Here is a 12,638-nt window from a genome sequence, read left to right on the forward strand (position 1 = left end):
CGGTTATCGCCTCGTGATTGCGTCCACGACGGCGGTCAGCGCCGCCGGCACCTTCGCGGCATCGGTGCCGCCGCCCTGGGCGACGTCGTCCTTGCCGCCACCGCCGCCGCCGAGGATCCCGGCTGCGAGCCGGACGAGTGCTCCGGCCTTCACACCCGCGGCACGGGCCGCCTCGTTGGTGGCGACAAGAATCACGGGGCGGTCGTTGCTCACACCCGCAACCGCAACTGCCGCGGCCTCGGAGCCAAGACGTGTGCGCAGGTCAAGCGCCAGTCCCCGGAGGTCGTCAGCGCCGCTCACCTGTCCGGCGTCGTGCGCAATGACCTTCACCCCGGCAGCGTCCTTAGCCGTACCCACCAGCTGCGCAGCGGCAGCCGTCAGCTGCTCCTTGCGCAGGCGCTCGAGTTCCTTTTCCACCGTCTTGAGCTTGGTCAGGGTGGTGGCGATGCGGTCCGCCAGCAGCCCTGACGGCACCTTCAGCATTTCCGTAAGCTCCGTGACCAGCGCCCGCTCGGCAGCCAGGTGCCGGAAAGCCTCCATTCCCACGAAGGCTTCAACGCGGCGGTTTCCCGAGCCGACGGACTGGTCGCCCAGCAGTGACAGGCTGCCGATGAGCGAGGTGTTGGCCACATGGGTTCCGCCGCAAAGCTCGCGGGACCATGCGCCGTCGATCTCTACGACCCGGACTTCGTTGCCGTAGTTCTCGCCGAAGAGCGCCATGGCGCCGAGAGCCTTGGCCTCGGCCAATGCCATGACTTTGGTCTCAACCTGGAAGTTGTTGCGGATGGCAAGGTTGGAGACTTCTTCGATTTCAGAGCGCGTGGCAGCGCTGAGTCCCTCTCCCCAGGCGAAGTCGAAGCGCAGGTATCCGGCCTTGTTGTAGGAACCGCGCTGCAGTGCCTCCGGGCCGAGGATCTGGTGCAGGGCGGCATGCACAATGTGGGTGCCGGTGTGGGCCTGCTCTGCGGAGTGCCTCCGCTCGCGGTCCACCGCCGCCTGCACGAGCGAGTCCGCGCCGATTTCGCCCTCGCGGACGATCGCCTTGTGCACGCTCAGGCCCTTGACAGGGCGCTGGACGTCCAGCACTTCGACGACGAAGCCGTCTCCCGTAATGAGCCCGGTGTCGGCAGCCTGGCCGCCGGCTTCCGCGTAGAACGGGGTCTCGGCGAGCACCAGTTCGATTTCCTCGCCGGTGGAGGCCTGGGAAACCTTGCGGCCGCCGGAAAGGATGCCGCGGACCTTGGATTCGCCGGCAAGCTCCGTGTAACCGGTGAAGACCGTCTCCCCCTCGGCCAGCAGCTCCTGGAAGGCGCTGAGGTCGGCGTGCGAACCCTTCTTGCCCTTGGCGTCCGCCTGGGCGCGCTGGCGCTGCTCAAGCATCAGCTTCCGGAATTCGGGTTCGTCGACCTTCAGGCCCGCTTCTTCCGCCATTTCCAGCGTCAGGTCGATCGGGAAACCGTAAGTGTCATGCAGGGCAAAAGCATCGGCGCCGGAAAGCGGCTGGCCGGCTGCCTTGGAATCCTTGACGGCGTCCTCGAGGCGTGCGGTGCCGGAAGCAATGGTCCGCAGGAACGCCTTCTCTTCGGCGTAGGCGATGCGGCTGATGCGGTCGAAGTCGGTCTCCACCACCGGGTAGACGCCCTTCATGGCGTCACGGGAAGCCGGCAGCAGATCGGGCAGGCAGGCCTTTTCGACGCCCAGGAGCCGCATGGAGCGCACGGCCCGGCGGATGAGGCGGCGCAGTACGTAGCCGCGGCCTTCGTTGGAGGGCGTCACGCCGTCGGCGATCAGCATCAGTGCGGACCGGATGTGGTCCGCCACTACGCGCATCCGGACATCGTCGGTGTGGTGGGGATCGTCGGCGGACTCGGCCGAGGTGTATTCCTTGCCGGACAGTGCCGCGGCCTTGTCGATGACGGGACGGACCTGGTCGGTCTCGTACATGTTTTCGACGTCCTGCAGGATCATTGCCAGGCGTTCCATGCCCAGGCCGGTGTCGATGTTCTTCTTGGGCAGTTCACCGGTGATGTCGAAGTCCACCTTCGAGCGCACGTTGTCGATCTGGTACTGCATGAACACGAGGTTCCAGATTTCGACGTAGCGGTTCTCGTCGGCGATGGGGCCGCCTTCGACGCCGTAGGAAGGGCCACGGTCGTAGTAAATCTCGGAACAGGGTCCGGCCGGGCCGGGCTGGCCGGTGGACCAGTAGTTGTCCGCCTTGCCCATCCGCTGGATCCGCTCGGCGGGCATGCCGGTGTTCTTGAGCCAGAGCTGCTCGGCCTCGTCGTCTTCTTCGTAGACGGTGACCCAAAGCTTCTCGGGCGGCAGGCCGTAGCCGCCGTCGTCGACGCTGGTGGTGAGGAGCTCCCAGGCGAACTTGATGGCGTCTTCCTTGAAGTAGTCGCCGAAGGAGAAGTTGCCGCACATCTGGAAAAAGGTGCCGTGGCGGGCGGTCTTCCCGACTTCCTCGATGTCGCCGGTGCGGATGCACTTCTGCACGCTGGTGGCGCGGTTGTAGGGCGCCTCCTCGCGGGCCGTCAGGTACGGAATGAACGGAACCATGCCGGCCACCGTGAACAGCAGGGAGGGGTCGCTGGAGACCAGTGATGCGGAAGGCACCGCCGTGTGGCCCTTACTGACAAAAAAGTCGATCCAGCGCTTGGTGATCTCCTGCGACTTCATAACCTGGTTACTTACCCTTCTTGGTGTACTGCGTGTAGTTCTGATGCGTGCGGTTCACGCAATGCAACGCGTGGCTGCCCTGGCACATGCCTGAGCCACCGGTTTAATTCTCCCCTACGCCGGGCATTGTGATGTCCGCGCGGGTACCGGACCGGTTTCCGGGCCGTTCCAGGGGCTGCGGGTTAGCGCCGCACCAGCTCCTGGGTGTCAATGCCCAGTGCAGCCCGCAGGTCGCTTTCGCGCTCCTGCATGCCATCGCGGACAGCGTCTGCAAAGTCGTAGATGCCGTCGGCCAGCCGGCCCACCGCCCTGTTGAGGCCTTCAGGGCCCAAGGTGGACTGGGCCTCGGTGATCTTGCGGAAAGCGATGACGCCGATGGCGACGCCGATTCCCATCCAGAGGATTCTTTTCATTGAGTGCTCCGTCGGGATTAGCGGCTGCGGCGGCCGGTGGCGGGTTTCTTGCGGGCGGAGAGGGCGGAGCGGACTCCGTAGCTGAAGGCTGCCACCTTGATCAGCGGAGAACCCACGGTTGCCGCCACGAGAGACGAGAGGGCGGAGATGTTGGCTGAGGCGTCCGAGACGTTGGACGAGATGCCGTCAACCTTCTTGAGCTGCTGGTTCGTGGTGGAAACCGTTGCCGTGACTTCGTCCATGAGCGGTGTGGCGCCGTCGCTAATCGAACGGATAGACGTCCGGACTTCATCAAAAACCCGTCCGAGCTTCAGGATCGGCACGGCGAGTAACAGCACGAGGAGCGCAAACACCCCTGCCGCGATCAGGCCGGCAATATCGCCACCAGACATAGACGTTCATCTCCTTGTATTTCCGTGGACTGCTGCGGGTTCCGCACCGGCGCCGTGGCCGCTCTTGCGGAACTCCCCCCAGTACCTTACATACAAAGAAGCCCGCGGCGCTTGCCACGGGCTTCTTTGTATACGCTGCTTTTATTTAGCGTGCGTAGAATTCGACGACGAGCTGCTCTTCGCAGGTTACGGGAACCTCGGAGCGCTTCGGGCGACGAACCAGGCGTGCCTGCAGGGCGTCAAGCTTGACGTCCAGGTAGGCCGGAACCTGGGGCAGGACGTCGCGGTGCGCGCCGGCTGCTGCAACCTGGAACGGAGGCATGGTTTCGCTGCGGCTGTGGACGTGGACCAGCTGGCCCTCGCCGACGCGGAAGGACGGACGGTCAACGCGGATGCCGTCAACCAGGATGTGGCGGTGCACAACCAGCTGGCGGGCCTGGGCGATGGTGCGGGCGAAGCCGGCACGGAGCACGAGGGCGTCGAGACGCATTTCGAGCAGTTCGATCAGGTTTTCACCGGTCAGGCCCTTGGTGCGGCGTGCTTCTTCGAAGGCACGGGTCATCTGGGCTTCGCGGATGCCGTACTGGGCGCGCAGACGCTGCTTTTCGCGCAGACGTACGGCGTAGTCGGAGTCCTGCTTCTTGCGGGCACGGCCATGCTCACCGGGGCCGTACGGGCGGCGCTCCATGTACTTGGCGGCCTTGGGGGTCAGAGCAATGCCGAGTGCACGCGAAAGGCGTGCGGTACGGCGAGCACGAGTGTTGTTAGCCACTTGTGTCCTTCCAATATCTGCGGTGTGTCAGTGTTACTGGCCTCCACGATGGAGAGCATCGGCCAACCGCTGCCTTTTGCTACTGGGCGCAGGGCATAACCTCATCAAAGTGAATTTGGTGGATTGTGCGTCCGTGCCTTGCCAGACAACGAACTATCCTACCACGATGCGGTCTGCCGTCCCTGACGCCTGCCGTCAGGTCCGCGCGTGGACGCCGCGGCTGGCCGGACGGCCGAAGGACGCGGCGCCCAGGAACTCGACGGCGATGAACGGCTCGTTCCCCACCACCCATTCATCGTGGCCGGGAGGCAGCGTGTAGGTGTCGTTGGCATGGATCGTGGAACGGACGCCGTCGGGGGTTTCCACTTCCATGACACCGGAGACGCAGAATCCGAGGTGGTTGTGCTGGCAGAAGTCGGTCTTCTCAAGGGGCTTGATGCTCTCCGACCACCGCCAGCCGGGGTTGAGTATCAGCCGGGCCACTGAGTAATCGTTCACGGTGACCAGATCGAACTCGGCCTTGTCGGGGCAACGCTTCTTGTCCGGAACGTCGAACGACTTCACGGACATTGCTGTGACGAAATTTGCGGACATGTGACACTGCCTGGGAACTGGGAAGGAGGCGCATAGGGTTGTGCCGGGCTGTTTCCGTGCCGGCGGCCGGCCCGGGCCTGAGCGAACGGGCAACCGGCAAGTGTGCTGATGTCCCCCTCAAGGCACGCACGTACAGCAGATCTGTGCTGACGTAATTCAACGTTAGCCCTCCGCCGCCGGAAGTCAACGGGCAAGTGCACCGTCCGCAGGGGCCGGCCCGTCAGCCGCCGCGGATGATCTTCCGGAGCCGCTCCAGCCTGGTGGAAATCTCCCGTTCGGCGCCGTTGGCGGTGGGCTGGTAGTAGTCCCGGCCCACGAGGTCGTCCGGTGGATATTGCTGGGTGGCAACGCCGTGCGGTGCGTCGTGCGCGTATTTGTAACCCTGCCCGTGCCCGAGCTGTTTGGAACCCGGATAGTGGGCATCCCGCAGGTGGGCGGGGATGCCGTTCCCCAAGCCGGCCCGTACATCGGCTGTGGCTTTGTTGATGCCCATATAGGCGGCGTTGGACTTCGGGGCCGTCGCCAGGTGGACCACGGCCTCGGCCAGCACGATCCGCCCCTCGGGCATGCCGATCAGTTGCACGGCCTGCGCCGCCGCCACGGCAGTCTGCAACGCCGTGGGGTCCGCCATCCCGACGTCCTCCGCAGCCGAGATCACGATGCGCCTGGCGATGAACCTGGGATCCTCCCCGGCCTCCAGCATGCGTGCCAGGTAATGGAGTGCGGCGTCCACGTCGGATCCGCGAATCGATTTGATGAAGGCACTGGCAACGTCGTAGTGCTGGTCCCCCGCACGGTCGTACCTGACGGCGGCAACATCCAGGGCACGTTCGGTATGCCGCAGTTCCACGGTGACGGGACCGTCGTCGGCGTCGTCGGCATCACCGAAAGCCACGCCGGCGGCCGCCTCCAGCGCTGTCAGCGCTCGGCGCGCGTCTCCGCCGGACAGCCTGACCAGGTGCGCCAGTGCTTCTTCGCTTAGTTGCACTTTCCCGTTGAGTCCGCGGGGATCAGCAACGGCCCGCTGGACCAGGCCCTCGATGTCGGCATCGGTCAGCGGACGGAGCGTCAACAGCAGCGAGCGGGACAGCAGCGGGGACACGACCGAGAACGAGGGATTCTCGGTGGTGGCGGCGACGAGGACCACCCAGCGGTTTTCGACCCCCGGCAGCAGCGCGTCCTGCTGGGCTTTATTGAAACGGTGGATTTCGTCGAGGAAAAGCACCGTTGTGGTCTTGTAGAGGTCCCGCGCCGTGAGCGCATCGTCCATCACGCGCCGTACGTCCTTGACGCCCGCGGTGATGGCGGACAGTTCGACGAACTTCCGGCCCGGGCCTTTCGCGATCACATGCGCAAGCGTGGTCTTGCCGGTTCCTGGAGGACCCCACAGGATGAGCGAGGTGGGGCCGGCCGGGCCGGCGGAATCCGCCCCCGCTCCCGCGGCAAGCTGGCGCAGCGGCGAACCCTGCCCCAGCAGGTGCTGCTGGCCCACGACGTCGTCAAGCGTGCGCGGCCGCATCCGGACAGCCAGCGGGCTCCGGGGCTGCGTCCGGCCGGCGGCCAGCCCGGAAACTGCCGATCCGGACGGCGTCACAGTCCCGCCGTCGTCGTCGTTGTCCGGCCCTTGGCCAAAGAGATCATCCACATAGATAGGCTACTTCTAGTTCAGGACGCCCCTAACAACGGAGAACCACGCGATGCCAAACCCAGAGTCCCGTGTGGCTTTCGTCTCCGGTGAACGGCTGCCGGGATGGGTGGAGCGTTTTGCCGCAAGCCACGGCACCCTTGTCGAAGAAGACCTCGACGGCGGCCTGCAACTGTCCGCGGCGGACGGTGCCGTGGCGCTGCTGCAGTCGCCGTGGCCGGCGGACGGACGGCCCGGCCGCGGCGCCGATGCCGTGGGACGGCTGGCTTCGTTGGCGGCGCAGTCCCGGACGGTCGGGCTGGTGCTTGTCCGCCGCGGCGGTTACTCAGTGGCGGTGGTCCGTGACGGGGCCGCCCTTGCCTCCAAAACCGGTACCCGCCACATCCAGTCCAGGACTGCCGCCGGGGGCGGGTCCCAGCAGCGGTTCGCCCGGCGCCGCACCAACCAGGCCGACGCCCTGGTGGAGGCGGTCGCCGGGCACGCCGACCGGATCTTCCGGGAGCACCGGATCGAATACCTGGTGCCGGGCGGCGACCGCACCCTTGCCGAGCAGGTCCTCGGCGAACCCGTACTGAAACGCTACGCGGCGCGGTTCCGGCTTGCGTTCCTGGACGTCCCGGACCCGCGCGCTTCCGTGCTGAAGCAGGCTGCAGCCGACGCGTGTTCGGTCCGGATCCTGGTGACCGACCCGCCGGCTTAGCCCCGCCGCTGCTCCACCTAATCCTCGCTGCGCCCGCCCAGCGTGTCGAAGGCATCCCTCCCGAGGAACACGTGGCAGGTTGCTCAGGAGGCGGTGCAGCCGCAGGAGGCCAGGACGGGACTGCCGTTGTCCCGGAGGGCAGGTCCCGGCGCCCGGGAGGAGGATTACCATTGAGCGGGAATCCTGAGGAGAAGAGTGGCCAATTCCGCATCGGGCGAGTCAATCATCGGGCGCTTCGTGAAAATCGTGAGCGCCTTCGACGACCGCCATACTTCCATGAGCGTCGCCGAACTCGGGCGCAGGACCGGGCTGCCCGTAACCACCACCTACAGGCTGGTCAACGACCTGCTGCAGGAACGGCTCCTCGAACGCGAGCCAGGCGGCGACGTCCACATCGGCACCAGGATGTGGGAACTCGTCTCCCGCGGGTCCAAGATGCTCGGACTGCGGGAGGCCGCCCTGCCCTTCATGGAGGACGTCCAGGCAGTTGTGCAGCATTCCACCACGCTGGGCATCCTGGATTCGGATGAAGTGCTGTACATCGAACGGCTTGGCTCCGACAAGACCATCGTGGACATCACGAAAATCGCCGGCAGGCTGCCGCTGCACGCAACGTCCTCGGGTTTGGTTCTGCTGGCGCACTCCCCGGCGGCCTATCAGGGCAGCTTCCTGGCCCGTCCGCTGACAAAGTTCACCGAAACCACCCTCACGGACCCTGCGGTGCTCCGCCGCCACCTGGCCGAGATCAGGCAGCGCGGCTTTGCTGCCATGCCGGGCGTGATCGTGCCCGAATCCAGCGGCATCGCTGTCCCCGTCTTTGGACCCGACAACAGAGTCCGCGCCGCGCTCAGCGTAGTGGTGCCGCGCAACGAGGAGAACGCGGCTGCCCGGGTCCCCGTCCTGATGGCCGCCGCCCGGGGAATCTCGCGGGCCCTGGGCTGGCGCGGCGAGCTGAAGGGGACCGTCCGCCAGAGCCACTGACCGGAGCTCTTGGACGCTGCATTGCCGTTCATCGGCAATCATGTGGTTCCAGTCACACCTCCCCTGCCACTCTGGCTAGACGCGGCAAAGAAGCTGCAGGAGCTACGAGGAGCAAACCCATGAACACCACAGCGAACCGGGTGGCTGGTAAGACCGCAATCGTCACCGGCGGCCGCGGCGACCTGGGCAGCGCCACTGCCGCCCTGCTGGCTCAACACGGCGCAGTAGTCGCCAGCCTGGACGTTGCCGGCATCCCGGCAGGCGCGTCCCACGCAAACATCAGCCAGTACGACGTCGACGTCACGAGCGAGGACAGCGTCGCCGATGCTATCCGCCGGGTCATCGACGACCTGGGCACGCCGGACATCCTGGTCAACGCGGCCGGAATCATCGGGCCCGCCGGAGCCTCCCACACCGCCTCCGTGGCGGACTTCGACACAATCTTCAACGTCAACGTCAAGGGTGTCTGGCTGATGACCAAGCACGTGGTCCCCGGCATGATCGATAGGGGCGCCGGCAGCATCGTCAACTTCTCCTCCATCCACGGAATCACGGGCGGACGGAACGTGCCGCTGTACCACGCGACCAAGGGTGCCGTCCGGCTCCTGAGCAAGTCCGATGCGGCGGCGTACGGAGCCCATGGCATCCGGGTGAACTCCATCCACCCGGGCTCCATGGACACCCGGATGAGCCGCCGCTCGGCCGAGCAGTCAGACATCGGCGCCGAGGCCTACTACAGGCAGCTGGTGGGCTCCAATCCCCTTCCCCGGCAGGGCAAGCCGGACGAGATTGCCTATGGGGTGCTGTACCTGGCCTCCGACGAATCCCGCTTCACCACCGGTTCCGAGCTCGTGATCGACGGCGGCTACACCGCCGTCTGACCCGGCGCGGGGTTCCCGGCCCCGGGCAGCCGCTTGGCAGAACCGTTCGCGCAGGCATCTGCGCAACCAATTTTCCCTCCTGAAAGGCAACACCCATGAAATTCGTCAATGGAACCGCAGCGGAAAGCTACGACGTCGTCGTCGTCGGATCCGGCGCCGGTGCACTCACCGCGGCGGCCACCGCAGCGCGCGCCGGCAAATCCGTCGTCGTCCTGGAAAAGAGCGCCGTGCTGGGCGGCACGTCCGCCGTCTCCGGCGGCATGCTGTGGGTGGCGGACAACCACCACGCCCGGGAAGCCGGCATGACCGATTCGAAGGAAGCGGCCGCAAAATACGTGCGCGCCGTGGCCCGGGGACGCGGACGGGCGGAGCTCCTGGACGCCGCCCTGGACTACGGGGACCAGATGCTCCGGTTTGTTGAAGAGGAGTGCGGCGTCCGCTTCATCTTCCTCAACAACTTCCCGGACTACCGCCAGGACCTCCCCGGCGCCGTGGAGGGTGGCCGCACGGTGGAACCCGAGCTGTTCAACAGCAAGGAAGCCCTCGGCGCACTCACGGCGCACGTCCGCACCGACGGCAGGGCCCCGTTCACCATGCAGGAATACGAAAACTGGGGTGCCTTCACCAGGTTCCCCTGGGACGACCTCAACCAGCGCCAGGCTGACGGGCTCGTGGCCAAGGGCCAGGCCCTGGTGTCCATGCTCCTTGCCAGCCTGGTCCGCGACGGTGCCGCTTTCGTCACCGAAGCACGGGGCCACCGGCTGCTCACGGACGGCGCCCGGGTGACCGGCGTCGAGCTCGAATCGGGCGAAGTCTTCCAGGCGAACGATGCCGTCGTACTGGCCACCGGCGGCTTCGAATGGGACAAGGCACTGGCCGACTCGATGCTGGCCTCGCGGCTTTACACGATGTGCTCACCGCCCTCGAACACCGGCGACGGCCTGCGGATGGCCCAGCGGATCGGCGGCCAGACCCGCGGCACCAGGGAAGCCTGGTGGGCCCCGATGTCGGTCACCGGCGACACGCGCGACGGGCAGCCGATCGGCACCTTGCTCCGCTTCGAGCGCCAGGGCCCGGGATCGATCATGGTCAACCGCCATGGCCGCCGCTTCGCCAACGAGTCGCAGAACTACAACGACCTCGCCCGGAGCCTGCAGTCCTGGGATTCCGCCGCGAACCAGACCCTCAACACGCCGGCACACGTGATAGTCGACCACGCCTACATGGAGCGGTACGGCATCCTGGCCCACCGCGCCGGCCAGCCCGCCCCTGGCTACCTGATCGAGGCGGCCACACTGGAAGAACTCGCGGCAAAGATCAACGTTCCCGCGGAAAACCTCAGCGCAACCGTGGCACGGTTCAACGGGTTTGCGGTCAAGGGCGAAGACCCCGACTTCGGCCGCGGAGAAAGCGCGTACGACAAGTACTGGGGCGATGAGGAGAACCTGTACCCGAACCCGTCCCTGGGTCCGCTGCGGGCCGGCCCGTTCTACGCCATGGAGGTGGTCAACGGCGCATTCGGGACCAACGGCGGCGTGGCAACCGACGGGCTGGCCCGCGTGCTCGACGTCGACAACCGCCCCATCGAGGGCCTGTTCGCCGCCGGCAACACGGCCGAAAACGCCTACGCCGCGGGCTACCCCGGCGCCGGCGCCACCCTTGGACCGATCATGACCATGGGCTACCTCGCCGGCCGCACCATCGCCGGCCGGTCGCCGGAGTACCGCCCGGCTGAAGAAAACGAGGCAGCAGCGGAACTGGTAGGAGCCTGAGATGATCCGCCACACCGTACTCTTCAAGTTCAAACCGGACTTCCCGCCCGCCGATAAACAGGCCTGGATCGCCGGACTCAACAGGATGGCCGGGAACATTCCCGGCATGCTCAGCCTGAGCCATGGCCCGGACCTGCTCGGTACCGAGCGCTCCTTCGATTACGCCATCGTCGCCGACTTCAAAACGGTCGAGGACATCGCGGTGTACAACACGCATCCGCTGCACGAGCCGCTCAAGGCCTACTCATTCCCCAACAGCCGGCAAATCCTCTCGGTGGACTTCCACCTCCCGGATTCCCAGCCGGCTTCCACTAAGACACCGACGTCTTAAGGAGAACCCCATGCAATCTGCACCCGCAACCCGAATCCCGCCACATGACGCCCAGGGCACGACACCGCGCAAAACCCCGGGCAAGGCAGCCTTGGCGTCATTCCTCGGCAGCACTCTGGAGTACTACGACTTCTTCATCTACGGAACCGCCGCCGCCCTCGTGTTTCCGCACCTTTTCTTCCCTTCCGCCGACCCCGCCATCGGCCTGATCGGCGCCTTCGCCACCTTCGGCGTCGCCTACGTAGCCCGGCCGGTGGGCGGGCTGGTGATGGGCCACTTCGGCGACAAGCTGGGCCGGAAGAAGATCCTGCTGCTGACCTTGGGCATCATGGGCCTGGCATCGCTGGGCATCGGATTCCTGCCCACCTACGAACAGGTCGGCGTCTGGGCACCGGTCCTCCTGGTGGCGGGGCGGCTGGCACAGGGCTTCTCCGCCGGTGCGGAGTCGGCCGGCGCTTCCACCCTCACCCTGGAACACTCGCCCGAAGGTAAACGCGGCTTCTTCACCAGCTTCGTGATGACCGGCTACGCCTCCGGCATGGTGCTGGCCACCCTCGTGTTCATTCCGGTCACGGCCCTGCCGCAGGAAGCAATGATGAGCTGGGGCTGGCGCATCCCGTTCTGGCTCTCCATCGTGGTCCTGGCCATCGCCTACTGGGTGCGGACGCACCTGGACGAAACTCCGGTCTTCGAAGAGGCCCAGGAACACCGGAAGGTCGCCCCGATGCCGCTCAAGGAAGTGCTTAAGTTCCAAGGCCCTGATGTGATGCGCGTTGTGGGAATGTCGATCATGTCCGTCATGCAGACCATCTTCACCGTTTTCGGCCTGGCGTATGCCACCTCCACGGCAGGCTTTGACCGGGCCTCCATCCTGACCGTCAACGCCGTCGCCATCGGGCTGTCCATGTTTGCCATGCCGGTGGCGGCCAGACTTTCGGACCGGATCGGCCGCCGGCCCGTGCTGCTTACGGCCGCGTTCGGGTGCTCAGCCACGATCTTCCTGTACTTCCTTGCACTGTCCTCCGGCAACATCGTGCTGGTCTTCCTGGCGGCTTTCCTGAACATGACGCTGCTGTACTCGGGCTTCAACGGCATCTGGCCCGCATTCTTCGCGGAACAGTTCGCCGCACCGGTCCGCTACACAGGCATGGCGATGGGAAACCAGCTGGGACTCGTCCTGGCCGGCTTCGCCCCGATGATTGCCGGCCTGCTCCTGACCCCGGGCGTCACCGGCTGGGTTCCCGTGGCTGTGTTCGGCACGGTGTGCATGCTCATAGCTGCAGCCTCGGTGTACTACTCCCGTGAGACGTTCAAAACGCCGATCGGGGAGCTGGGTGCTCCGTACCTGGCCGGTACCGCCGCCCGGCGGGATCTGCAAAACCATTGAGTCCGAGCACCAGCCCGAAAGGAATTACCACGCCGCGCCCCACCAGCGGCCCCGATCAGTACCCCGGACACTGGCCGGCGCACGCCAC

The 12,638-nt window shown here is 66.1% G+C and carries 12 protein-coding genes; 6 read left to right on the plus strand and 6 right to left on the minus strand.

The annotated features are described in order from the left end of the window. Nucleotides 1–3: 3 nt before the first annotated feature. The 6 genes from alaS to ARTH_RS11550 form a co-directional block, all read right to left on the minus strand. Complete coding sequence (gene alaS / locus ARTH_RS11525; RefSeq protein ID WP_011692122.1) at nucleotides 4–2,682, minus strand: alanine--tRNA ligase; 2,679 nt, start codon at nucleotides 2,680–2,682, stop codon at nucleotides 4–6. 182 nt (nucleotides 2,683–2,864) lie between these two features. Then, nucleotides 2,865–3,095: a DUF6167 family protein gene (locus ARTH_RS11530; protein ID WP_011692123.1), complete on the minus strand. Its 231-nt coding sequence runs from the start codon at nucleotides 3,093–3,095 to the stop codon at nucleotides 2,865–2,867. Nucleotides 3,096–3,112: 17 nt separating this feature from the next. After that, complete coding sequence (locus ARTH_RS11535; protein WP_011692124.1) at nucleotides 3,113–3,487, minus strand: DUF948 domain-containing protein; 375 nt, start codon at nucleotides 3,485–3,487, stop codon at nucleotides 3,113–3,115. Between the two features lie 145 nt (nucleotides 3,488–3,632). Beyond that, nucleotides 3,633–4,259, minus strand: a complete 627-nt coding sequence (rpsD, locus tag ARTH_RS11540; RefSeq protein WP_011692125.1) for a 30S ribosomal protein S4 — start codon at nucleotides 4,257–4,259, stop codon at nucleotides 3,633–3,635. A 195-nt stretch (nucleotides 4,260–4,454) separates the two neighbouring features. Continuing rightward, entirely contained in the window at nucleotides 4,455–4,853 is a 399-nt protein-coding gene (locus ARTH_RS11545) for a cupin domain-containing protein (protein WP_011692126.1), read from the minus strand. Nucleotides 4,854–5,073: 220 nt separating this feature from the next. Further along, on the minus strand, nucleotides 5,074–6,498 hold the full coding sequence (locus ARTH_RS11550) for a replication-associated recombination protein A (protein ID WP_011692127.1): 1,425 nt from the start codon (nucleotides 6,496–6,498) through the stop codon (nucleotides 5,074–5,076). A gap of 52 nt (nucleotides 6,499–6,550) precedes the next feature. Between ARTH_RS11550 and ARTH_RS11555 the strand changes: the two genes are divergently transcribed. The 6 genes from ARTH_RS11555 to ARTH_RS11580 all read left to right on the plus strand — a co-directional run bounded on the left by ARTH_RS11555 (nucleotide 6,551) and on the right by ARTH_RS11580 (nucleotide 12,550). Then, the gene (locus ARTH_RS11555) at nucleotides 6,551–7,198 is read left to right on the plus strand and encodes an acVLRF1 family peptidyl-tRNA hydrolase (protein WP_011692128.1); all 648 of its coding nucleotides are present in this window, start codon (nucleotides 6,551–6,553) and stop codon (nucleotides 7,196–7,198) included. A gap of 195 nt (nucleotides 7,199–7,393) precedes the next feature. Further along, nucleotides 7,394–8,179, plus strand: coding sequence for an IclR family transcriptional regulator (locus ARTH_RS11560; protein WP_011692129.1), 786 nt, complete (start codon nucleotides 7,394–7,396; stop codon nucleotides 8,177–8,179). A gap of 119 nt (nucleotides 8,180–8,298) precedes the next feature. Beyond that, nucleotides 8,299–9,060 carry an SDR family NAD(P)-dependent oxidoreductase gene (locus ARTH_RS11565; RefSeq protein WP_011692130.1) on the plus strand — a complete coding sequence of 254 codons (762 nt, stop codon included), beginning with the start codon at nucleotides 8,299–8,301 and terminating at the stop codon, nucleotides 9,058–9,060. Between the two features lie 95 nt (nucleotides 9,061–9,155). Further along, nucleotides 9,156–10,832, plus strand: coding sequence for an FAD-dependent oxidoreductase (locus ARTH_RS11570; protein WP_011692131.1), 1,677 nt, complete (start codon nucleotides 9,156–9,158; stop codon nucleotides 10,830–10,832). Nucleotide 10,833: 1 nt separating this feature from the next. Beyond that, a complete protein-coding gene (locus ARTH_RS11575) occupies nucleotides 10,834–11,163 on the plus strand; it encodes a Dabb family protein (RefSeq protein ID WP_011692132.1) in 330 nt (109 codons plus the stop codon). A 10-nt stretch (nucleotides 11,164–11,173) separates the two neighbouring features. Next, nucleotides 11,174–12,550 (plus strand): MFS transporter, encoded by a 1,377-nt coding sequence (locus ARTH_RS11580; RefSeq protein WP_011692133.1) that lies wholly within the window; start codon nucleotides 11,174–11,176, stop codon nucleotides 12,548–12,550. Nucleotides 12,551–12,638: the final 88 nt, after the last annotated feature.

It is taken from the genome of Arthrobacter sp. FB24 (genome assembly GCF_000196235.1).
GTDB lineage: Bacteria > Actinomycetota > Actinomycetes > Actinomycetales > Micrococcaceae > Arthrobacter.

Coding starts and splice junctions, on each gene's coding strand:
- ARTH_RS11530 (WP_011692123.1), bottom strand. CDS start 3,095: ATGAAAAGAATCCTCTGGATGGGAATCGGCGTCGCCATCGGCGTCATC.
- ARTH_RS11570 (WP_011692131.1), top strand. CDS start 9,156: ATGAAATTCGTCAATGGAACCGCAGCGGAAAGCTACGACGTCGTCGTC.
- ARTH_RS11575 (WP_011692132.1), top strand. CDS start 10,834: ATGATCCGCCACACCGTACTCTTCAAGTTCAAACCGGACTTCCCGCCC.
- ARTH_RS11535 (WP_011692124.1), bottom strand. CDS start 3,487: ATGTCTGGTGGCGATATTGCCGGCCTGATCGCGGCAGGGGTGTTTGCG.
- ARTH_RS11555 (WP_011692128.1), top strand. CDS start 6,551: ATGCCAAACCCAGAGTCCCGTGTGGCTTTCGTCTCCGGTGAACGGCTG.
- alaS (WP_011692122.1), bottom strand. CDS start 2,682: ATGAAGTCGCAGGAGATCACCAAGCGCTGGATCGACTTTTTTGTCAGT.
- ARTH_RS11565 (WP_011692130.1), top strand. CDS start 8,299: ATGAACACCACAGCGAACCGGGTGGCTGGTAAGACCGCAATCGTCACC.
- ARTH_RS11545 (WP_011692126.1), bottom strand. CDS start 4,853: ATGTCCGCAAATTTCGTCACAGCAATGTCCGTGAAGTCGTTCGACGTT.
- ARTH_RS11580 (WP_011692133.1), top strand. CDS start 11,174: ATGCAATCTGCACCCGCAACCCGAATCCCGCCACATGACGCCCAGGGC.